18 protein-coding genes and 2 pseudogenes are annotated in these 20,203 nt (G+C 63.0%); 11 read left to right on the top strand and 9 right to left on the bottom strand.

Features of this window, described 5'->3' with window-relative positions:
* Positions 1-149 precede the first annotated feature (149 nt).
* The gene (locus ACL58G_RS01860; protein WP_440964860.1) at positions 150-740 is read left to right on the top strand and encodes a prolyl oligopeptidase family serine peptidase; all 591 of its coding nucleotides are present in this window, start codon (positions 150-152) and stop codon (positions 738-740) included.
* A gap of 95 nt (positions 741-835) precedes the next feature.
* The gene (locus tag ACL58G_RS01855) at positions 836-1,954 is read left to right on the top strand and encodes a DUF484 family protein (RefSeq protein WP_440964858.1); all 1,119 of its coding nucleotides are present in this window, start codon (positions 836-838) and stop codon (positions 1,952-1,954) included.
* Positions 1,955-2,027: 73 nt separating this feature from the next.
* Here the strand turns inward: ACL58G_RS01855 and ACL58G_RS01850 are convergent, their stop codons facing one another.
* Positions 2,028-4,010, bottom strand: a complete 1,983-nt coding sequence (locus ACL58G_RS01850) for a cation:proton antiporter domain-containing protein (protein WP_440964857.1) — start codon at positions 4,008-4,010, stop codon at positions 2,028-2,030.
* Between the two features lie 85 nt (positions 4,011-4,095).
* On the opposite strand from ACL58G_RS01850, the gene ACL58G_RS01845 reads away from it, so the two are divergent.
* From ACL58G_RS01845 to ACL58G_RS01810, 8 genes and pseudogenes are all read left to right on the top strand, one after another.
* Complete coding sequence (locus tag ACL58G_RS01845; RefSeq protein ID WP_440964855.1) at positions 4,096-5,118, top strand: KpsF/GutQ family sugar-phosphate isomerase; 1,023 nt, start codon at positions 4,096-4,098, stop codon at positions 5,116-5,118.
* Positions 5,118-5,651 (top strand): KdsC family phosphatase, encoded by a 534-nt coding sequence (locus ACL58G_RS01840; RefSeq protein WP_413386208.1) that lies wholly within the window; start codon positions 5,118-5,120, stop codon positions 5,649-5,651. Before ACL58G_RS01845 ends, ACL58G_RS01840 begins: the two co-directional genes overlap by 1 nt.
* Before the next feature lie 7 nt (positions 5,652-5,658).
* A complete protein-coding gene (gene lptC, locus ACL58G_RS01835) occupies positions 5,659-6,270 on the top strand; it encodes an LPS export ABC transporter periplasmic protein LptC (RefSeq protein WP_413386210.1) in 612 nt (203 codons plus the stop codon).
* Positions 6,271-6,283: 13 nt separating this feature from the next.
* Positions 6,284-6,853, top strand: coding sequence for a lipopolysaccharide transport periplasmic protein LptA (gene lptA / locus ACL58G_RS01830; RefSeq protein WP_413337890.1), 570 nt, complete (start codon positions 6,284-6,286; stop codon positions 6,851-6,853).
* Positions 6,850-7,644, top strand: a complete 795-nt coding sequence (lptB, locus tag ACL58G_RS01825) for an LPS export ABC transporter ATP-binding protein (protein WP_440964852.1) — start codon at positions 6,850-6,852, stop codon at positions 7,642-7,644. Before lptA ends, lptB begins: the two co-directional genes overlap by 4 nt.
* 2 nt (positions 7,645-7,646) lie before the next feature.
* Entirely contained in the window at positions 7,647-9,149 is a 1,503-nt protein-coding gene (locus ACL58G_RS01820; RefSeq protein ID WP_440964850.1) for an RNA polymerase factor sigma-54, read from the top strand.
* Between the two features lie 62 nt (positions 9,150-9,211).
* The gene (gene hpf, locus ACL58G_RS01815) at positions 9,212-9,571 is read left to right on the top strand and encodes a ribosome hibernation-promoting factor, HPF/YfiA family (RefSeq protein ID WP_036238902.1); all 360 of its coding nucleotides are present in this window, start codon (positions 9,212-9,214) and stop codon (positions 9,569-9,571) included.
* A 103-nt stretch (positions 9,572-9,674) separates the two neighbouring features.
* A pseudogene (locus ACL58G_RS01810) lies at positions 9,675-10,752 on the top strand (enoyl-CoA hydratase/isomerase family protein).
* A 242-nt stretch (positions 10,753-10,994) separates the two neighbouring features.
* On the opposite strand, the pseudogene rapZ reads toward ACL58G_RS01810, so the two are convergent.
* From rapZ to ilvA, 5 genes and pseudogenes are all read right to left on the bottom strand, one after another.
* A pseudogene (gene rapZ, locus ACL58G_RS01805) lies at positions 10,995-11,859 on the bottom strand (RNase adapter RapZ).
* 216 nt (positions 11,860-12,075) lie between these two features.
* Positions 12,076-13,011 (bottom strand): HPr(Ser) kinase/phosphatase, encoded by a 936-nt coding sequence (gene hprK, locus ACL58G_RS01800; RefSeq protein WP_036238906.1) that lies wholly within the window; start codon positions 13,009-13,011, stop codon positions 12,076-12,078.
* Between the two features lie 16 nt (positions 13,012-13,027).
* Positions 13,028-13,510 carry a PTS sugar transporter subunit IIA gene (locus ACL58G_RS01795; protein WP_259448148.1) on the bottom strand — a complete coding sequence of 161 codons (483 nt, stop codon included), beginning with the start codon at positions 13,508-13,510 and terminating at the stop codon, positions 13,028-13,030.
* A 335-nt stretch (positions 13,511-13,845) separates the two neighbouring features.
* Positions 13,846-14,676 (bottom strand): NADPH-dependent 7-cyano-7-deazaguanine reductase QueF, encoded by an 831-nt coding sequence (gene queF / locus ACL58G_RS01790; RefSeq protein WP_440964848.1) that lies wholly within the window; start codon positions 14,674-14,676, stop codon positions 13,846-13,848.
* Positions 14,677-14,871: 195 nt separating this feature from the next.
* Entirely contained in the window at positions 14,872-16,404 is a 1,533-nt protein-coding gene (ilvA, locus tag ACL58G_RS01785; RefSeq protein WP_413339685.1) for a threonine ammonia-lyase, biosynthetic, read from the bottom strand.
* A gap of 179 nt (positions 16,405-16,583) precedes the next feature.
* Here ilvA and ACL58G_RS01780 point away from each other — a divergent pair, with 179 nt between their 5' ends.
* Positions 16,584-17,087 carry a YqaA family protein gene (locus ACL58G_RS01780; RefSeq protein ID WP_413386214.1) on the top strand — a complete coding sequence of 168 codons (504 nt, stop codon included), beginning with the start codon at positions 16,584-16,586 and terminating at the stop codon, positions 17,085-17,087.
* 87 nt (positions 17,088-17,174) lie between these two features.
* Here ACL58G_RS01780 and ACL58G_RS01775 read toward each other — a convergent pair whose 3' ends face one another.
* The 3 genes from ACL58G_RS01775 to ACL58G_RS01765 are packed head-to-tail and all read right to left on the bottom strand — an operon-like array spanning position 17,175 to position 19,975.
* Entirely contained in the window at positions 17,175-17,306 is a 132-nt protein-coding gene (locus ACL58G_RS01775) for a PAAR domain-containing protein (RefSeq protein ID WP_413386215.1), read from the bottom strand.
* A gap of 44 nt (positions 17,307-17,350) precedes the next feature.
* The gene (locus ACL58G_RS01770) at positions 17,351-17,803 is read right to left on the bottom strand and encodes a hypothetical protein (RefSeq protein ID WP_413339691.1); all 453 of its coding nucleotides are present in this window, start codon (positions 17,801-17,803) and stop codon (positions 17,351-17,353) included.
* Positions 17,804-19,975: a hydroxyethylthiazole kinase gene (locus ACL58G_RS01765; RefSeq protein WP_413386216.1), complete on the bottom strand. Its 2,172-nt coding sequence runs from the start codon at positions 19,973-19,975 to the stop codon at positions 17,804-17,806.
* Positions 19,976-20,203: the final 228 nt, after the last annotated feature.

Raw genomic sequence — 20,203 nt, 5'->3', positions numbered from 1 at the left:
GGTATGTCCTGTCATGACAAGTCATGATTGGCAGGATGGTATCGACGAGCGGGGCCCCGGGGAACGAATGGTTTCGCGCTTGTTAATTTGGAAAACGCCTGAGTCGGTGGGCGTATATCGATATGCGGCGGATGCGCTAGACTGCGCGGATGCATTCCCTGATCATCCTGCTTCATGGCGCCGGCCAGACGCCCGCCGACATGGCGCCGCTGGCCGACCTGGTCACCATCCATGATCCTCACGCGCGCGTGGTCGCACCGCCGGCCGCCTGTCCCTGCGACCGCGGCGGCGCCGGTTTTCAATGGATGTCGGTGGCCGGCATCACGGAAGAGAATCGTCCGGGCCGCATCCGTGCCGCGCTGCCCGCATTCGTCGCGGCCATCGAGGCGTTACAGCGCGCGCATGGCGTGGGCGCGGATGACACGGTGCTGACGGGCTTTTCGCAGGGCGCGATCATGGCGCTGGCCGCGTGCCGGGACCGCTATCTCGCGCGCCACGTCGTCGCCGTCGCGGGACGCTGCGCGCCGCTGCCTGACGTCTGGGAGCGCCGTACGGCCGTCACGCTCGTGCACGGCCGCCGGGACGGGACGGTGCCCGTGCAGCACAGCGAACGCATGTTCGAACGCCTCGCCGCGCTCGGGGCGGACGTGCGGCTGGACGTCGTGCCCCGCGCCGTCCACCTGCTGGCGCCGCCGCTGCTGGACCGGGCCTGGGACGCGGTACGCGCAACATTGAGATGACATGTTGGCAATATTGTTAGCCTTACCTCATCATTTTCGTTTTCAAGCCGCGTAAGTTCGCGTAAATTAGGGTTCTTGCTGAAGGGGAACCACACATGCACGAGCGCGGCGCCAGTGTGCGCGAACTCATCGCCGAGAACGAGGCCTTGCGCCGCCAGTTGGCCAGTTTGATGGACCAGGCCGAGGGCAACCACGCCATCATGATGCGGCACCAGGCGTTCGACCTGGAAATCGTGGGCGCGAGCACTTTCCAGGAACTGGTCGGCACGATCTTCCGCCTGCTGCCCGTAGTGTCCGACCTCGACGCCGTCACCCTGTCGCTCGTCGACACGGACGCCGACATCTACACCGTCATGGACAAGCTGGGCGTGGATTTCGAGGCGTTTCCCAACTTGCTGTTCCACGACAATGTCGATGGTCTCGGGTATGACCTGACCGCCGGTCGCACGCCGAAACCGCGGCTGATACCGTTCGACGCGGCCACGCAACGCCACGCCTTTCCCCATCCGCCCGCGGGCATCGCCAGCGTGGCGCTGGTGCCGCTGCTGCGCAATAAACGATTGATCGGCAGCCTGAACCTGGGCAGCCGCGACCCGGGCCGCTTCACGCCGCTGCTGGGGACGGACTTCGTCGAGCACATGGGGTCGATCATCGCGATCTGCCTGGAGAACGTGATCAGCAACGAAATGCTGAAGTACATCGGCCTGACCGATGCGCTGACGGGCGTCTACAACCGCCGCTACATGGACCGCCGCCTCGTCGAAGAGATTTCACGCGCGCGGCGCCAGGCGTACCGGCTGTCGTGCATGTACATCGACATCGATTATTTCAAGCAGGTCAACGACACGTACGGCCACCTGGCCGGCGACGACGTGCTGCGCGAAGTCGCGGCGCGCATCAAGGCCGAACTGCGCATGACGGATGCGCTGGGCCGCTTCGGCGGCGAGGAATTCGTCGTGCTGCTGATCGACGCGGACCTGGGCAGCGCCAGCATGGTCGCCCAGCGCATCCGCGCCAGCGTGGCGGAGAAGCCGTTCGTGATGCCGGAAGGGCAGATGCTGGCGGTGTCGGTGTCGATCGGCGTGGCGACCCTCGACGATTTCGAGCGCGACCACGCGATCGAAGGCGTGGCGCAGCAGCTCGTCGCGCAGGCCGACCAGGCGCTCTATCAAGCCAAGGAAGGTGGACGCAACCGCGTCGTCGCGATGACGTAACGTCACGCGTGGGCTCGGGGAGCCCACCCAACGAATTTCCGTAGCCGTAGGGTGGGCACCCCGTGCCCACCGATCACCGCAGTAACCGGCCTTCCGCGCGCGTGACCGCGTTTCCGGTTCCTCTTAATACCACCACATCCCCCGCCCGCAATTCCGTCTCCGGCGTCGGCTCGATGCGGTCGATCCCGCGCCGCACGGCCGTGACTTCGGCCCCCACTTCGTCCAGTTCCAGCTCCGCGATGCAGCGCCCGACGGCGCCGGCGTCGTCGCGCAGGGTCACCGAATGCAGGCGCACGTAGTTGTGTTCCGTGCCGTCCGCGATGTCGCTGGCGCCGTGGAAGAAGCCGCGCAGCGAGGCGTAGCGCTCGTCGCGCGCGGCCTGCACGCGGTGCACCACGCGGCGCAGCGGCACGCCCATCACGACCAGCGCGTGCGAGGCCAGCATCAGGCTCGATTCCAGCGCTTCCGGCACGACCTCGGTGGCGCCGGCCCGTTTCAGCACGTCGAGTTCCGTGTCGTCGTGGGCGCGCACGATCACGGGCAGCTTCGGCGCCAGCTCGGTCACGAGGTGCAGCACTTTCACCGCGAGGCGCGTGTCCGCGAACGTGATCACGAGGGCGCTGGCGCGGTTGATACCGGCCGCGATCAGCGCTTCGCGGCGCGTGCAGTCGCCGTACGACACGTTGATGCCGGCCGTGCGCGCTTCCTGCACCCGCTCGGGGTCGAGGTCGAGCGCGTACCACGGCAGCTTTTCTTCCGACAGCAGCGTGGCCAGCGACTGGCCGCTGCGGCCGAAGCCGGCGATGATCACGTGCTTCTGCGCGGCCATCGTGCGGCTCGCGATCTGCGTCAGCTGCAGCGACTGCAGCATCCATTCGTTGGTCGCCACCTTCATCACGAGCTTGTCCATGTTGGCGATGACGAACGGGGCGACCAGCATCGACAGCACCATCGACGCGAGCACGAGCTGGATCACGAACGGCGCGATCAGGTGCGAACCCGAGGCGAGGCTCAGCAGCACGAAGCCGAATTCGCCGGCCTGCGCGAGCGCGAGGCCCGTGCGCATCGCGACGCCGTCGGTCGAGCCGAACGCCTTGGCCAGCAGCGCGATCAGCGCGAATTTCAGCAGCACCGGCACGGCCAGCAGGAGCAGGACGACCCACCAGTTCGCGAGCACGAGCTGCACGTTCAGCAGCATGCCGATGGTGATGAAGAAGAGGCCCAGCAGCACGTCGCGGAACGGCTTGATGTCCTCCTCCACCTGGTGCTTATAGGGCGTCTCGGAGATCAGCATGCCCGCCACGAACGCGCCCAGCGCCATCGACAGGCCGGCGTGTTCCGTGATCGCGGCCGCGCCCAGCGTCACGAGCAGCAGGTTCAGCATGAACAGTTCCTGCGAGCGGCGCTTGACGACGATGTTGAACCACTTGCGCATCAGCTTCTGGCCGAAGAACAGCAGCAGCGCCAGCACGGCGGCGGCCTTGATGCCGGCCCACGCGAGCGTCATCGCGAGTTCCTCGGCCGGTTTCGCCAGCGACGGGATCAGGATCAGCAGCGGCACGACGGCGAGATCCTGGAACAGCAGGATGCCGATGATGCGGCGTCCATGCTCGCTTTCCAGCTCCAGCCGTTCCGTCAGCAGTTTCGAGACGATGGCCGTCGACGACATCGCCAGCGCCCCGCCGAGCGCCAGCGCGGCCTGCCAGCCGATCTGCATCGACGGGGGCAGGTAGCGCGTCCACAGCGACACCAGTACCGTCACGACGATGGTCAGCACGACCTGCGCGAGCCCGAGCCCGAACACGATGTGGCGCATGGCGCGCAGCTGGGCCAGCGAGAATTCCAGCCCGATGGAGAACATGAGGAAGACGACGCCGAATTCGGCCAGGGCCTGCGTCGTGGTGCCGTTGTCGGCGAGGTTCAGCGCGTGAGGGCCGATCAGCACGCCGACGGCGAGATAGCCCAGCATCGGCGGCAGGTGCAGCATCCGGAACGCGACGACGCCGAGGACTGCGCTGCCCAGCAACAGGAGGGTGAGTTCGAGGCCTGAGGTCATGGAGCGCGACGGCGAGGTCCCGTAAATATGTTGTTTGTTACGTCTGGCAAGTTTTTTGCTTTCCCAATTCGGATATACTTTGCCTATGAGTGTAACCGATGAAAAAATAATGCTGACAAGTTTTAACGAGGCCCAGGCACGGCGCGCGCTGGATCTGGCCCGCGAGGCGCTGGATATCGAAGGCGAGGCGATCCGCAAGCTGTCCGCGCGCCTCGACCGCGACGACAGCGTGCCGCGCGCCGTCGCGCTGATGATGGCGTGCAAGGGCCGCGTCGTCGTGTCGGGCATGGGCAAGTCGGGCCACATCGGCCGCAAGATCGCGGCGACCCTGGCCTCCACCGGCACCCCGGCCTTGTTCCTGCACCCGGGCGAGGCCGCGCACGGCGACCTCGGCATGGTGACCTCGCAGGACGTATTGATCGCCATCTCGTATTCCGGCGAAAGCAGCGAACTGGCCATCGTGATCCCGGCCGTCAAGCGCATGAACGTGCCCGTGATCGCGATGACCGGCAAGCCGGAGTCGAGCCTGGCCCTGGCGGCGGACGTGCACCTGGACGTGGCCGTCGAGAAGGAAGCCTGCCCGCTGAACCTGGCGCCGACCGCGAGCACCACCGCGACCCTCGCGCTGGGCGATGCGCTCGCCGTCGCGCTGCTCGAGCTGCGCGGCTTCAAACCGGACGATTTCGCACGCTCGCACCCGGGCGGCGCGCTCGGCCGCCGCCTGCTCACGCACGTGCGCGACGTGATGCGCAGCGGCGCCGCGGTGCCGACGGTGAAACCGGACGCGCTCCTCACGGACGCGCTGCTGGAAATCTCGCACAAGGGCATGGGCATGACGGCCATCGTCGACGATGCCGGCCGCCCCGTCGGCGTGTTCACGGACGGCGACCTGCGCCGCCTGATCGAAAAGGTCCAGGATTTCAGCAAGCTCGCGATCCGCGACGTCATGCACCCGAACCCGCGCCGCGTGCATCCGGAACAGCTGGCGGTGGATGCCGTCGCCGTGATGGAAGAATTCCGCATCAACCAGATGCTCGTCACGGATGCGGACGGCGTGCTGGTGGGCGCATTGCACATCCACGACCTCACGCGCGCCAAGGTGATCTGATGGTGACTCCGCTGGCACACATGGAGCGCGCGGCGCGCGTCAAAGTCATGATCTTCGACGTGGACGGCGTCCTCACCGACGGCAGCCTGACGTACGGGCCGGACGGCGAAGTCACGAAGACGTTCTACGTGCTGGACGGCCTCGGCATCCAGCTGCTGAATCGCACCGGCGTGCAGACGGCGATCATCAGCGCACGCACGTCGCCCATCGTCATCAAGCGCGCAAGCGACCTCGGGATCACGCACGTGTTCCAGGGCCAGCACGACAAGCGCCTCGCGTTCGCCGAGCTGCTGGATAAAACCGGCGTGACGGCGGAGGCGTGCGGCTACATCGGCGACGACGTGATCGACCTGCCGCTGCTCACGCGCGTGGGCTTTGCGGTGACGGTGCCGAGCGGGCATCCGGAAGTGCAGCACCGCGCCCATTACGTGACGAAGAACCCGGGCGGCCGCGGCGCCGTGCGCGAAGTGTGCGACATGGTGATGCGCGCCCAGGGCACCTACGAACAGGCGCTCGCGCCTTACTTCGGATAAGAGAGATATGGCTCCCGCAAGCTACAAGCGTACCGCGCACCGCTGGCGCCTGCTGCTCCTGATGCTGTTCGCCGTGTTCTGCGCGTTCGGCAGCTTCTGGCTCGTGCAGGTGATGCAGGGCGAGGAGAACGGGCCGGGCTTCAACGCGGGCAACGAGCCGGACTACATCGTCGACAACTTCAGCTGGGTCCGCATGTCGGAGGCCGGCAAGCCGCGCTACGTGATCTCGGGAGAGCGCCTCACGCACCGCCCCGTCGACAACACGGCGCTCGTGGACAAGCCGGTCGTGCAGAGCCTCACCGACGAGCATCCGCCGATGACGATGACGGCCAACAGCGCGCTCGTGAGCCAGAACCAGAACCAGATCGACCTGACGGGCAATGTCGACATCCGGCGTCCGGCCGCCCCGGGTGCGGAGCCGATGCGGATCCGCACCGAGGTCCTGACGATCCTGCCGGACGACGAGATCGCGAAGACCGACAAGCCGATCCACATGACGCTCGGCGCCGCATCGGTCGACGCGGTGGGCATGGTCGCCAACAACGCCACGCAGCAGATCGCGCTGGGTGGCCGCGGCAAGGTCACCTATCCGCCACGCCAGTCGCGCGCAAGTCACTAAAAAGGACTATCGAATGAAAAAAATACTCGCCGCCGCCATCTTCCTGCTGGTGCCGCTGGCTGCCTCGGCCGAGAAGGCGGACGCGCTCAAGCCCGTCGACATCGCGTTCGACAACGCCAACGTCGACCAGGTCACGCAGAACTACGTCGCCACCGGCAACGTGGTCATCACGCGCGGCACCATGATCCTGAAGTCCGACCGCGCCGAGGTCAAGGAATCGCCGGACGGTTGGCGCACCTTCATCCTCACCGCGAATCCCGGCAAGCTCGCGACCTTCCGCCAGAAGCGCGATGGCGGCCCGGACCTGTGGGGCGAGGGCCAGGCCCAGCGCATCGAATACGACGAGCGCAACGACATCGTGAAGCTGTTCTCGAAGGCCGTCATCCGCCAGCTCGAGGGCAAGAAGGTCACGCAGGAGATGGCCAGCGAATTCATCTCCTACGATAACCGCAACGAGAAGCTGCTCGGCCTGAACGACGCCAACGGCACGGACAAGCCGGGCAATGGCCGCGGCAGCATCACGCTGCAGCCGCGCCGCGCCCCTGCCGCCGGCGCCGCTCCCGCTCCGGCAGGCAAGCAATGACGGAGGCGCACACGATGGAAGCAGGCACGCAGGCCGCGCCGGCCGAATGCGGCGGCAGCACCCTCGTCGTCAAGGGACTGCAGAAGAGCTACGGCAAGCGGCTCGTCGTACGCGACGTGTCGCTGCAGGTGGTGTGCGGCGAAGTGGTCGGCCTGCTGGGCCCGAACGGCGCAGGCAAGACGACCTCGTTCTACATGATCGTGGGCCTCGTGCCGTCGGACGCCGGCAGCATCGACATCAACGGCACCGACATCACCGGCCTGCCGATCCACCGGCGCGCGCTGCTCGGACTGTCGTACCTGCCGCAGGAAGCGTCCGTGTTCCGCAAGCTGACGGTGGAAGAGAACATCCGCGCCGTGCTGGAATTGCAGCGCGAGAACGGCAAGTCGCTCACCAAGGCGCGCATCACCGAACGTCTCGACGAGCTGCTGGCCGAGCTGCAGATCGAGAAGCTGCGCGAGAGCCCGGCGCTGTCGCTGTCCGGTGGCGAACGCCGCCGGGTGGAGATCGCGCGCGCGCTCGCGACCAATCCGCGCTTCGTGCTGCTGGACGAACCGTTCGCCGGCGTGGATCCAATCGCCGTGATCGAGATCCAACGCATCGTGCGCTTCCTGAAGGAGCGCGGCATCGGCGTGCTGATCACGGACCATAATGTGCGCGAGACGCTGGGCATCTGCGACCGCGCCTACATCATCAACCAGGGCGCGGTGCTGGCATCGGGCCGTCCCGACGACATCATCGCCAACGAATCGGTGCGCCGCGTCTACCTGGGCGAACACTTCCGAATGTAGTCATGAAACAGACGCTGCAACTCAAGACCTCACAGCACCTTGCACTGACGCCGCAACTGCAGCAATCGATCCGCCTGCTGCAGTTGTCCACGCTCGAGCTGCACCAGGAAATCGAGCAGGTCCTGAGCGAGAACCCGCTGCTCGAACGGCTCGACGATCCGCTCGACCGCTCCGTGCGGTTGCTGGCCGACGGCGCCATCAACAGTGCCCCGTCCTCGTCACAGGCGGGCGAGGCGCCGGCCGCGCAGGGCAATGGCGACGAAGGCGGCAGTGCGCCCGCCGAGAGCGGCAATGGCGAAGGCGGTGACGCCGGCGGCGACAGCGGAGAAAGCGGCGGCGAAGGCGGCGAGGACTGGGGCGAATACGGCCGCAGCGGCAGCGGCGGCGGCGAGGACGAGGACGGCCGCCCGCAGCTGGAAGCGAGCCCCGTCACGCTGCGCGAACATTTGATGGAGCAGGTGCGCCTGACGTGCTGCGCGGCGCGCGACTGCGCGCTCGTGGAACTCGTCGTCGATGCGCTCGACGACAACGGCTATCTGGAAGAACCGCTGGAAGACATCCATGCGCGCCTGCCGGAAGAACTGGAGATCGAGTTCGACGAATTGCGCACGGCGCTCGCCATGGTGCAGAGCATGGACCCGCCGGGCGTGGGCGCGCGCAGCGCGGCCGAGTGCCTGGCGCTGCAGATCCGCCGCATGCCCGGCGTGCCGATGGTGACGCGGCGCATGGCGCTCGTCATCGTCGAAAAATACCTGACGTGGTTCGCGCAGCGCGAATTCAACAAGCTGAAGAAGGCGCTCGATTGCGACGACGAAGACCTGCGCGAAGCCCAGGCCGTCATCCGCCAGTGCAATCCGCATCCGGGCGCGGCGTTCGCGTCGGACGTGTCGGACTTCGTCGTGCCCGACGTGATCGTGCGCCGCGCCAAGGATGGCTGGAGCGTGCAGCTGAATCCGGAAGTGATGCCGCGCCTGCGCGTGAACAGCCTGTACGCGTCGCTGATGAAGCAGGGCAAATCGGAAGCGCAGATGAACGCGCAGTTGCAGGAAGCCAAGTGGCTCATCAAGAACATGCGCCAGCGCTTCGACACGATCCTGCGTGTAGCTCAGGCAATTGTCGATCGGCAGCGCAACTTTTTTTCCCACGGCGCAGTCGCGATGCGGCCCCTTGTTTTACGTGAGATAGCTGATACACTAGGTCTACACGAGAGCACAATTTCTCGAGTCACAACTCAGAAATATATGCTGACCCCGCACGGCATGTTCGAGTTGAAGTATTTCTTCGGGAGTCACGTTGCCACCGAAGCGGGAGGCGAAGCATCGTCGACGGCAATACGGGCCCTCATCGTACAACTCACAGGAGCAGAAGACCCCAAGAATCCATTATCCGATAGCAAGATCGCGGAGATGCTAGGGGAACAGGGAATGGTCATCGCGCGACGCACGGTCGCAAAATACCGTGAGGCGCTGAAAATCCCGCCCGTCAGTCTCCGCAAATCCTTGTAACAAACACTGTCCCATTGCGCAGATGCGCGCACGGCAGGCAGTGCATCTTCAAAGGAGTGTGTATGAATCTCACAATCAGCGGACATCATCTCGATGTAACTCCAGCCATCCGAGAATACGTACAGAACAAGCTCGAACGCATCACCCGTCATTTCGATCAAGTGATCGACTCACACGTCATCCTCTGCATCGACAATCTCACCGAGAAAGAAAAACGCCAGAAAGCCGAGATCAACCTGCGCCTCGCGGGCAAGATCGTCCATGTCGCCAGTGCCGCGCACGATCTATACGCCGCGATCGACATGCTGATGGACCGCCTGGACCGCCAGGTCGTCAAGTACAAGCAAATGCTCAAGGATCATGACAACGCGTGTATCAAGCGCATGTCCGAAGGTGGGGAGGAGGAGCCCGCCGCGGCGTAATGCCACGCGTGCAGTAGCACCAAGGAGTAAAGGGCGCATCGGCGCCCTTTTAGTTTTTATGGGCGCTACAATGCTGCTCTGATTATTTCAATAACAACGAGACATGACTGCACACGTTCTGACGCGGGTTGCCAACCGCAGCGGCATCGTCACCCTGGACCGCCCGAAGGCGCTGAACTCGCTGTCGCTGGACATGGTCCGTGCGCTCACCGCCACGCTGCTCGCCTGGCGCGACGATGCATCGATCGACGCCGTCGTCATCGGAAGCAGCAGCGAAAAGGCCTTGTGCGCCGGCGGCGACATCCGCTTTTTCCACGAGGCCGGCCGCGCCACGCCGCAGACCGGCAGCCCGCTGCTGGAAGATTTCTTCACCGAGGAATACGCGCTCAACCACCTCATTCACTTCTATCCGAAGCCGTACATTGCGCTGATGGATGGCGTCGTGATGGGCGGCGGGATGGGCATCGCGCAGGGCGGGCCGGATTGCGGCCTGCGCATCGTGACGGAGCGCTCGAAGATCGCCATGCCCGAAGTGAACATCGGCCTGTTCCCGGACGTGGGCGGCAGCCACTTCCTGTCGCACGCGCCGGGCCGCCTCGGCCACTATCTCGGCGTGACGGGCGTGACGATCGGCGCGGCCGATGCGATCTACGTCGGCCTGGCCGACGTGTTCGTGCCGGGCGCGCAGCTGGATGCGCTGCGCGCGCTGATCGAGACGACGCCGGGCGCGGAACTGCCCGCCGCGATCCGCGCGTTCGCCGCGCCGTTCCCGGCCGGCGCGAGCGAACTGGAAGCGCAGCGCGACGCGATCGACCGCCACTTCGGCGCGGACTCCGTCGCGGCCGTGATGGCATCGCTGGAGACGGATGGGAGCCCGTTCGCGCAAAAGACCTTGGCCACGCTGCGCCAGCGCTCGCCGCTGATGATGTCGGTAACGCGTGAGATGCTCGTGCGCGGGGAAGCGCTCGGCGTCGCGGACTGCCTGCGCATGGAGCGCTCGCTCGTGCGCCGCACGTTCGAACACGGCGAAGTGCTCGAAGGCGTGCGCGCGCTCGTGATCGACAAGGACAATGCGCCGCGTTGGAATCCGCCCACGCTCGATGCGGTCACGCCGGAGATGGTCGCGTGGTTCTTCGCGCCCGTTCTGGCCTGAACACGCGCATCCCTTGCGCGCTTTGTGATCTCGCTGGAAGCAGACGCGTTCCGCCTGGACGCACCGGATCGCCCCGTGCTGTTCGCGAAATTCGAACCGGCCGGTCCGCTGCGGTGAAGAGCGGCTTCTACCGGCTGCTCGACGAGTTCTTTTGATTTCCGCGCGGGCTCGGCGAGCCCGCCTACGCCGGGATCACGTACGGTGGGCATTTGAGGCCGGGGGCCTCAAATGAAACGTGCCACGCGTGAAGCATGCGTCGTGTTGGCGGTGTCAGGGCTGCTCGCGGTGGCGCACGACGACGCGTTCCGTGTCGCTGAAATACGCGCCGAGCCGCTCCGCCATGTACACGGAGCGGTGCTGGCCGCCCGTGCAACCGACGGCCACGGTGAGATAGCTGCGGTTGTCCTTCTTGAACGACGGCAGCCACTTGGCGATGAACGCGCGGATGTCGGACAGCAGCTCGGCCGCCTGCGGCTGGGCGTCGAGGAAGGCGATCACGGGCGCGTCCCTGCCGTTCAGCGGGCGCAAGGTGAGGTCGTAATACGGATTCGGCACGGCGCGCACGTCGAACACGAAGTCGGCATCGAGCGGCACGCCGCGCTTGAATGCGAACGATTCGAAATACAGCGTCAGCGGCGCGTAGGCGACCTCGGCCAGTTCCTTGATCCATGCGCGCAGCTTGTTGGCCGACAGTTCGGACGTGTCGATCACGTGGCCCATCTTCTCGATCTGCCCCAGCCGGTCGCGTTCTTCCGAAATGCATTCGATCAGCGTGCGGCGCGACGCCGGGTTCTCGCCCGGACGCAGTTCGTGCGACAGCGGGTGGCTGCGGCGCGTCTCGGAAAAACGGGCGACGAGCGAGTGCGTGCTGGCGGTCAGGAAGATCACCTTCACCTGGTGGCCTTCCTCCCGCAGCGCGGCAACCGTCGTCGGCAGCTCGGCCAGGGACTCCGCGCTGCGCGCGTCGACGGCGACGGCGATGCGTTCTGGTTTCGTCGCCTTCGATGCTGCCGACGAGCGCCGGCAGCAGGGCGGGGGGAAGGTTGTCGACGCAATAGTAGCCAGCGTCTTCGAGGACGTTCAGGGCGACGGATTTACCGGAGCCCGAGATACCGGTGATGAGTAGGATGCGCATGGCGCGATGATAGCATCGGCAAGTCTTTGCCGCATCGCACAAGGCTTATGGATGAGGTATTTGCAACAGTGCCGTGGGGAGCGGATTCCTGGACTGAACTTTCGTATGCTCAGTCGCTGCTCATTGCTTGTCGCTGGTGGAGCAGGGGTTTCGCGGAGCACCGCTCCGCGCCTGCGGAACGGGCGGGCCATGCTTGGCCCGCACTCCACTGCAGCGCTAATCGCTGCTCATTGCTTGTCGCTGTCGTTCCATGAACTCCTGCAGCGTATCGATCCCGCGCAGCTGCAGGATCGTGTTGCGCACCGCGGCTTCCAGCAGCACCGCGATGTTGCGGCCGGCCGCGACGGGAATGACCACTTTGCGGATCGGCAGGCCCAGCACGTCCTCGGTGGGGAAGTGGAAGGGCAGGCGTTCGACTTCCTCGTCCAGCGCGCCCCGTTTGACGAGGTGGACGATCAATTTGAGGCGCATCTTGCGGCGCACCGCCGTCTCGCCGAAGATCGCCTTGATGTCCAGCAGGCCCAGGCCACGCACTTCGAGCAGGTTCTGCAGCAGCGGCGGGCAGCGGCCCTCGATCATGTTCGGGGCGATGCGCGAGAATTCGACGGCGTCGTCGGCGACGAGGCCATGCGAGCGCGAGATCAGTTCCAGGCCCAGCTCGCTCTTGCCGAGGCCCGAGTCACCCGTGATCAGCACGCCGACGCCCAGCACGTCCATGAACACGCCGTGCATGATGACGCGCTGCGCCAGCTTCTTCGACAGATACACGCGCAGGTAGTCGATGACCTGCGCGGCCGGCAGCGGCGTCGAGAACAGCGGGATGTTCTGCTCGTCGCAGATGGCGAGGATGTCCGGCGGGGTGTCGAGACCCTGCGCGATGAACAGCGCCGGCGGACCGCCAGCGATCAGTTCGCCGATCAGGTGGCTGCGCGAGCCGGATTTCAGGCGCTGGTAGTAATTCAGTTCCTGGTGACCGAACACCTGCATGCGGCCCGGGTGGATCAGGTTCAGGTGGCCGACCTGGTCCGCGGCGGAGACGGCGTCGCCGGAAATCTGGCGTTCTCCGCCTGGAAATCCGGCGAACCAGCCCAGTTGCAGGCTGTCGCGGTTGTCGTCGTACAGCCGTTGGATGGTCAGCGGGGTCTGCAGCATGGTCGCTTTCGCAAGGTCAGCCGAGGGCTTGCAGGCTCGGTTGCCAGTTGATGATGCGTTCGTAGACGGACTTCGGATCCGTGTCCGTGCTCAAGGCCGTGCGGATTGCCTCATCCGAAAACAGTTCCGCGATCTCCGACAGGATTTCCAGGTGCTGTTGCGTGACGTGGTCCGGGATCAGCAGGAAAAAGAGCAGTTTCACCGGCTGGCCGTCCGGCGATTCGAACGGGATCGGCTCGGCCAGGCGCACGAACGCGGCCAGCGGCGATTTGAGGCTTTTGCTGCCCTTGATGCGACCGTGCGGCACGGCGACGCCATGACCGAGTCCGGTGGACCCGAGACGCTCGCGCGCGAACAGGTTGTCCGACACGGTGGAGCGGGCGATGCCGCAGTTGTTCTCGAAGATCAGGCCGGCCTGCTCGAAGGCGCGCTTCTTGCTCGACACTTCGATGTCCAGCTGCACGTTCTCGAGCGAGAGGATTTTGCTTAGATTAGTCATAACACGCTTCTATTGCGGTGCACCCTGGGTGCTTGCGAGCGGGAATTATAGGCCTGTTTTATGGCCGTGTAATTCGATTTTGCACGCCGTCCGACGCCTGTGTGATCCCTGCCGCAAACCTTTGCGCAAAGACCCCGTACTCGGCGTTCCGACGAGCGCAATTTCCGCCACGAAATCCCGGGTTTCACGCATGAAACATCTTCCCGGGGCCTCTTTTGCCGATTTTTCTAGCGCTGAGTTGCCGTTTTACACATCCGGAAACCTCGTGAAGGATGTCGCCGGAAACGTACACTGTAGATGGGGACGAACGATCAAAAATCACCCATCCGCATTGTTCATTGGCGCGCGGCACGCAAATTCGGCGGTTTGGCGGTGCTGAAATTGGCGCGCCACGGATTGATGTCCAGGCCGCCGCGCCGGGTATAGCGGGCATAGACCGCCAGCTTGTTCGGCTTGCACTGGCGCAGGATGTCCGTGAAGATGCGCTCGACACATTGCTCGTGGAATTCGTTGTGCTCGCGGAAACCGATCAGGTAGCGCAGCAGGCTTTCCTGGTCGATCTGCGGACCGACGTAGCGGATCTGCACGCTGCCCCAGTCGGGCTGGCCCGTGACGAGGCAGTTCGATTTGAGCAGGTGCGACACGAGGGTTTCCTCGACCGCGGCTTCCTCGTGGTTGGCCTTGAGGAGTTCCGGCGACGGACTGTAATTGTCGATCTCGACGTCGAGGCGGTCGATCAGGAGGCCGTCCAGCTCGCCCATTTTGAGCTTGTCGAACTCTTCGGGCAGCGTCAGCGCCGCGTGCACGGGCGCGCCGACCGCATTCGACAGGTCTTCGCGCAGCAGGGCCAGCAGGGCGTCCGTGTTGGCCAGCCGGGTCTGGTTGAACGAATTCAGGTACAGCTTGAAGGATTTCGATTCGACGATGTTGGGCGAATCGGCCGGCACCGTGAAGGTCGCGATGGCGACCTGCGGCTTGCCGCGCATGTTCAGCCACGACAATTCATAGGCGTTCCAGATGTCGACGCCGAAGAAGGGGAGCGTGCCCGCCAGGCCGAGTTCGGCGCGTTTTTGCTGGCGCGGGATGGGAAACAGCAGCTCCGGCGCGTATTCGGTCTGGTAGGCCGAGTTTTTGCCGAGAGGCGATTGTTCAGGGGTATTGGTCATGGTGTGTACTCGAAGCCGGCCAACGTGCGTGACGATGCCGTCCGGCGGCGGCAAAGCGGCGTATCGTACACCTTTCCCGCGATCGTTGCGCGCACCGCTCATGGATGCGTTACGGGTACATTATTCGTGGGCACGGGGTACCCACCCTACGATATCGTTTGCCGTAGGGTGGGCTCCCCGAGCCCACCATGCATATCAAAGGAACAGCTTGTAGACCGGATTCGCGCTCTCGTCCCAGTGGCGATAACCGAGCGTCGCGAGGAACTCGCGGAACTCGTCCATCTCGCCCGACGGCACTTGCAGGCCGACGAGGATGCGGCCCACGTCGCCGCCCTGGTTCCGGTAGTGGAACAGCGAAATGTTCCAGTTCGGCGCCAGGGTGTCCAGGAAGCGCATCAGCGCGCCCGGACGCTCCGGGAATTCGAAGCGGTACAGCAGTTCGTCGTGCGCGAGCCCGCTCTTGCCGCCGACGAGGTGGCGCACGTGCTGCTTGGCCAGTTCGTCGTGGGTGAGGTCGAGGGTGCGGAAACCGTGTTCCTCGAACGTGCGCGCGACGGTACCGGACTCGCTGCGGCTGCCGATCTGCACGCCGACGAAGACGTGCGCCTCGCGCTCGTCGCTGATGCGGTAGTTGAATTCGGTGACGTTGCGCGGCCCGATCAGCGCGCAGAAGCGTTTAAAACTGCCGCGCTGCTCGGGGATCGTCACGGCGAACACGGCTTCGCGCGCCTCGCCCAGCTCGGCGCGCTCGGCGACGAAGCGCAGGCGGTCGAAGTTCATGTTGGCGCCGCACGCGACGGCGACGAGCGTCTCGCCGCGCACCGGATTCTTCGACATCTGCGAACGTTCCACGTAGGCCTTCGCGCCCGCGATGGCCAGCGCGCCGGACGGTTCGACGATGCTGCGCGTGTCGGTGAACACGTCCTTGATGGCGGCGCACAGCGCGTCGTTGTCGACGATGATGATTTCATCGACCAGTTCCTGGCACAGGCGGAAGGTCTCGGCACCGACCAGGCGCACGGCGGTGCCGTCCGCGAACAGGCCGACGTCCGGCAGGGTCACGCGCTCGCCGGCCTTGAGGCTGCGCGCCATCGCGTCCGAATCGTTCGTCTGCACACCGATGATCTTGATGTCGGGGCGGATCTGTTTTACGTAGGCGGCCACGCCGCTGATCAGGCCACCGCCGCCGATCGCGAGGAAGATCGCATGGATCGGCGCCGAATGCTGGCGCAGGATCTCGACGCCGATCGTGCCCTGGCCGGCGATGACGTCCGGATCGTCGAACGGGTGCACGAACGCCAGCTTCTGTTCCTTTTCCAGCATCTGTGCATGGTTGAACGCATCCGTGTACGACTCGCCGTGCAGGACGACTTCCACGTTGCTGCCGCCGAACGCGCGCACCGCATCCACTTTCACGCTGGGCGTGGTGGTCGGCATCACGATCACGGCGCGGCAGTTCAGGCGCGCCGCCGACATGGCGACGCCCTGGGCGTGGTTGCCAGCCGACGCGCAAATCACGCCGCGTTTCAGTTGCGACTCCGACAGGTTGGCCATCTTGTTGTAGGCGCCGCGCAGCTTGAAGCTGAACACGCTCTGCATGTCCTCGCGCTTCAGGTAAATCTTGTTGTCGGTGCGCTTCGACAGGCTGGGGGCGTACTCCAGCGGGGTTTCGACGGCCACGTCGTAGACGCGCGCGGTGAGGATTTTCTTGAGGTAGTCGGTAGTCATGATCGGTGCGGGGCTGTTCGGGTTCCGGGGCGACGCTGACTGTCCTGCTTGGTGGGTAACCGAGGCGAGCAGTGCGGCAGCCTGGCTTGGTAGAGCCAGGCGTACCGTGTCGTTGCGAGGTGTTGCTCCTCATTATAATGTACTCAACTTATCCTTCCGCCGTCCATCCCTTCTTTCCGATGATCGAATCCGCCGTACTGTGGCTGCTGAAATTCCTCGCCGTGCCCACTGTCGGGCTCACGTCGGTATTCCTCATCGCCTTCGTCTCCGCGACCCTGCTGCCGCTCGGCTCCGAGCCCGCCGTGTTCGCCGTCGTGAAAGCGAATCCCGCGATGTTCTGGCCCACCGTCCTCGTCGCCACGCTGGGCAACACGCTGGGCGGCATCGTCGACTACTGGATCGGCTACCGCGCCAAGGTCGCGTTCGCGAAGGAACGCTCGTCGCGCTGGTTCCACTGGCTCAAACGCTACGGCGCGAAGACGATGCTGCTGTCCTGGGTGCCGGGCATCGGCGACCCGCTGTGCACCCTGGCGGGCTGGCTGCACCTGCCGTTCTGGCCCAGCGTGATCTATATGGCGATCGGCAAGTTCGGGCGCTACGTGTTCATGACGGTCACGCTGCTGTATGTGCCGGACGGGTGGTGGAGGTGGCTTGGGGAGATGACGAGCCGGGTATTTGGATAGACGCGGGTGTTGTGTGTGGATGGTCTATGCCGGTTGGCATCTGACCGTGATCGGATTTAATCGCCGAGGCGAACTACGCAGCGTCCTTCATTCGACGCTGGCACGCTGGTCGCCCAGCCGCGCGATAGGCTTGCCGTCGACATCGTGCGATGGCGAGCCACTGATCACCTTGCCGCCGTGATCAGTCGAGTCTCCGACTACAATAATCTTGAGCGGCATGGTAATTTAATCGTCACGTTAGATTGCGAATTCAAGAAATAGGCTCAGTTCACCTTAAATCCACACCTTCCATCGCCATCGGAAGAATGGTAGAAATTTATTGGTTTTGCAGTTTTGGATTTTCTATACGTAACCATCTTGCCTTGCCTGATCCCAGAGCCGACCTGAGCAAAAACATACTCGCCACCAATCTTCCCGCCAATTACCTCAACTCGGGTGAGTTCGTAATTTCCGGCATCTGGATCGTCCTCCATATCCGTTCTCACGAAATTCGTGAACACCAATGAGATTATGCCCTTCGATCCCACATATTGCACGACGGCGCCAACCTCCCTGTCTAGATCCGTATCCTTATAGGCCTTCAGAACAAATTGAATCTGCTTGTCGGAACCACCTCGTGCCGCATGGGTCCAGCACGATTCCTCCACCCGCACTTCAGCGTGCGCTATGCTCGAGCCAAGGATCGTTACGCAAAACAAAGTATATAGTTTATTCATTTAAGCACCTGGCCTCTGTTTATCAAGTGGAACGGAAATTTGCCAAGAGGGAGTCCTCAAGACAAACCTTTTTTTTCGGTGGCCGTGTGAGTCCAGTTCCTCCGTCGGTTCTTTTTCACTATTTCTTCTCCAGTCGAAAATTATGGTCTCCGATGTCGCTTCCGCAACCCAGTCGAGCAGAATATCTCGCAAGAAAAGGATACTCTGGAGCCGGGAGTCCAGGCCATTCAGGTTTTCGATATGACTTCCCCCTCCATTGACAGATTTGCTCGCGGCGATCGCATCGCTTTGTGCAATTCCGTGGTCCATTATTCTCAATAATCCCTGTTTATATAATACAAAGTATGCAGCTGAATCAGCGCAGTTCGCCGCATTGAAGTTCGTGTTGTCGCGTGCAATGTAAATGTCTGGGTTCCAGCCTATTTCGTTATATGCGTCGTTGGTGATTTTATGCGGAAAGCCACGGAAATTTCCGTATGATCTGTAGGTCTCTTCCCAAGTCAACTGAATCAAGCCACGGCCGTAGTACGGATAATAGGCTTTCGACTGGAGATAAGCCGGCCCACCACCTTCTTTCATCAGCGTCAAATAACCAGTCTCTGGAATGACGTGGGCAAAGAAATGGAGAAGTCTTTGTCTCGTTTTCGCGACCCCGTATTTCCTTGTCGCCTTGTTGAAATGCACAGCCCAGCGTGTCGCCCGTGCAAATGCATCGATCCATTTACACTGCACCTCATGAAAACTCGTACCTTGCAAATGTAATTGCTTTCGAGGAAAGCATTGCGCAAGCTCTAGGCTGCTAAGCCATCCGCACTTTGAGAAGTGACGTATAAACGCAACTGGATGGAAATGCCACTCCGCGTTTTTGAAGTTGCCCGGCAGACCATCTATGCCCATCGCTTCCAGGTGTTTTTTCGCCTTGTCCCAACTTGCAGAATTCTCGGCGATGTCCGGTCGGTCGCTCATAAACTTATAGCGAGTCTCCAACGTTGCCTTGTCCCATTCATTCGGGAATTTGCAGATGACGTGGGCCAGCTTTAGCTGTACCTCTTCATTACCGATACGTCTCGCCAATTGTTCGAGGTCGTTCTTGCTGTCCGGAGACGCAGGATCGGCGATCAAGTTCTTGAGCTTGTCTGAACCGCATTTTTGATCGTTGGGGCTATCGTCGTCATCATAGCAATTCCAGCCTATGACAGGCAGAAAGTCGGCGTCGCTGAATTTACGGCTCCCCTCCGCATTCAAGTCTGCCCACACGTCCGTTCCCGCAATCGTCCGGATTTTCCTCCAATGCATAGCGTCATCTGGCAGTGTGTCCTTGTCCTCCGAGCTTCTGCCGATATTGCGGCCGAAACGCAGTAACTCGTACCAACCACTTGGGCTACTCCTCGCGGCACCAGACTGCACGGCACTCTTGTGGCGCGCTGCCGCCTCCTCATCAAGGGTGTATTCAGCGCCAGCCTCCGGCGTCCGGGAGCCGATCAATTGCCATGCCGTGTTGTAGGTGCTGAAGACACAGGTCCCGGGTGCCATTCCGCTACCGCCAAGATCCATCCTGACCCATTGAGCCTCACCTAAGACCGCAGTACCGTGATAGGCACTTCTCACGTGCACATTTGGCTTGGCCGCGGTCATGACGACCGGCGTCGACGCAGGCAGATAGAAATAGATGTCGCCAAATAAGGAGTCAGTCCGGCCGTCGACCGTGGGTGCCAGCTTAGGATCTTGCCATGTCGGTTCGCGGCCGATCAACTTATGCAGATTTGCGCGGTCGCAAGCAATGCTCAGCTCGATTTGTCCTGCGTGGTTGTAGATCGCCCCTGGTTTGCCGAGCTTATCCTTGCGATAAACTGCCTTGCCGACCACGACCGCTGTCTCAACGTGCGACAGGTGCATGTAGCTGGAGTAAAAGGTCACAGACGTTATCGTGTCACCGTCCGCTCCGATATCGGTTGTGTGTTCGATTACGACCATGCCATTGTCCGACCAGCTCGGGGCTGCCCCGAACGGGTTGTAGGCTTGGCCGTCGTTCGGATCCTCGACTTTCAGCCGAGGCTGGTGCACAAAGACGACCTTCCCGTCGGCAATGGCGCGTACAGGAGCGTACCCGGCGTCGGTGACCTTCGGTGCCTGCAAATGTAATCCCGTGTGCCACATGAAAGATTGGCTCACTGGATAATTTCCTTCTGGAGCCAAAGTAGTCGCCTCACGTGCCACAACTGATCGGAGACCTGTGTCAAAAATATCCTTCTCATCATGCTTGTCAGTCAAAAAAGGTGGGCTAATTAACATGATTGTTTTTTTCGCTTATGAATTTCAAGAGATTTCGACATTGAAGCTTTTCTTTTCGAGAATATGGCTTGACTTTATCAATTCGCATGTCAATCACCGGTTACTAGG

The organism is Massilia sp. GER05, assembly GCF_052056005.1.
GTDB lineage: Bacteria > Pseudomonadota > Gammaproteobacteria > Burkholderiales > Burkholderiaceae_D > Telluria > Telluria orientalis.
This window is presented reverse-complemented; position numbering and strand designations above follow the sequence as displayed.

What these genes read in the sequence shown, in the direction of transcription:
- ACL58G_RS01775 (WP_413386215.1), bottom strand. Translation starts at nt 17,306, where the DNA reads ATGCCGCTCAAGATTATTGTAGTCGGAGACTCGACTGATCACGGCGGC.
- ACL58G_RS01860 (WP_440964860.1), top strand. Translation starts at nt 150, where the DNA reads ATGCATTCCCTGATCATCCTGCTTCATGGCGCCGGCCAGACGCCCGCC.
- ACL58G_RS01850 (WP_440964857.1), bottom strand. Translation starts at nt 4,010, where the DNA reads ATGACCTCAGGCCTCGAACTCACCCTCCTGTTGCTGGGCAGCGCAGTC.
- ACL58G_RS01845 (WP_440964855.1), top strand. Translation starts at nt 4,096, where the DNA reads ATGAGTGTAACCGATGAAAAAATAATGCTGACAAGTTTTAACGAGGCC.
- ACL58G_RS01795 (WP_259448148.1), bottom strand. Translation starts at nt 13,510, where the DNA reads ATGACTAATCTAAGCAAAATCCTCTCGCTCGAGAACGTGCAGCTGGAC.
- ACL58G_RS01840 (WP_413386208.1), top strand. Translation starts at nt 5,118, where the DNA reads ATGGTGACTCCGCTGGCACACATGGAGCGCGCGGCGCGCGTCAAAGTC.
- ACL58G_RS01820 (WP_440964850.1), top strand. Translation starts at nt 7,647, where the DNA reads ATGAAACAGACGCTGCAACTCAAGACCTCACAGCACCTTGCACTGACG.
- ACL58G_RS01855 (WP_440964858.1), top strand. Translation starts at nt 836, where the DNA reads ATGCACGAGCGCGGCGCCAGTGTGCGCGAACTCATCGCCGAGAACGAG.
- hprK (WP_036238906.1), bottom strand. Translation starts at nt 13,011, where the DNA reads ATGCTGCAGACCCCGCTGACCATCCAACGGCTGTACGACGACAACCGC.
- queF (WP_440964848.1), bottom strand. Translation starts at nt 14,676, where the DNA reads ATGACCAATACCCCTGAACAATCGCCTCTCGGCAAAAACTCGGCCTAC.
- ilvA (WP_413339685.1), bottom strand. Translation starts at nt 16,404, where the DNA reads ATGACTACCGACTACCTCAAGAAAATCCTCACCGCGCGCGTCTACGAC.
- ACL58G_RS01780 (WP_413386214.1), top strand. Translation starts at nt 16,584, where the DNA reads ATGATCGAATCCGCCGTACTGTGGCTGCTGAAATTCCTCGCCGTGCCC.
- lptB (WP_440964852.1), top strand. Translation starts at nt 6,850, where the DNA reads ATGACGGAGGCGCACACGATGGAAGCAGGCACGCAGGCCGCGCCGGCC.
- ACL58G_RS01770 (WP_413339691.1), bottom strand. Translation starts at nt 17,803, where the DNA reads ATGAATAAACTATATACTTTGTTTTGCGTAACGATCCTTGGCTCGAGC.
- lptC (WP_413386210.1), top strand. Translation starts at nt 5,659, where the DNA reads ATGGCTCCCGCAAGCTACAAGCGTACCGCGCACCGCTGGCGCCTGCTG.
- hpf (WP_036238902.1), top strand. Translation starts at nt 9,212, where the DNA reads ATGAATCTCACAATCAGCGGACATCATCTCGATGTAACTCCAGCCATC.
- lptA (WP_413337890.1), top strand. Translation starts at nt 6,284, where the DNA reads ATGAAAAAAATACTCGCCGCCGCCATCTTCCTGCTGGTGCCGCTGGCT.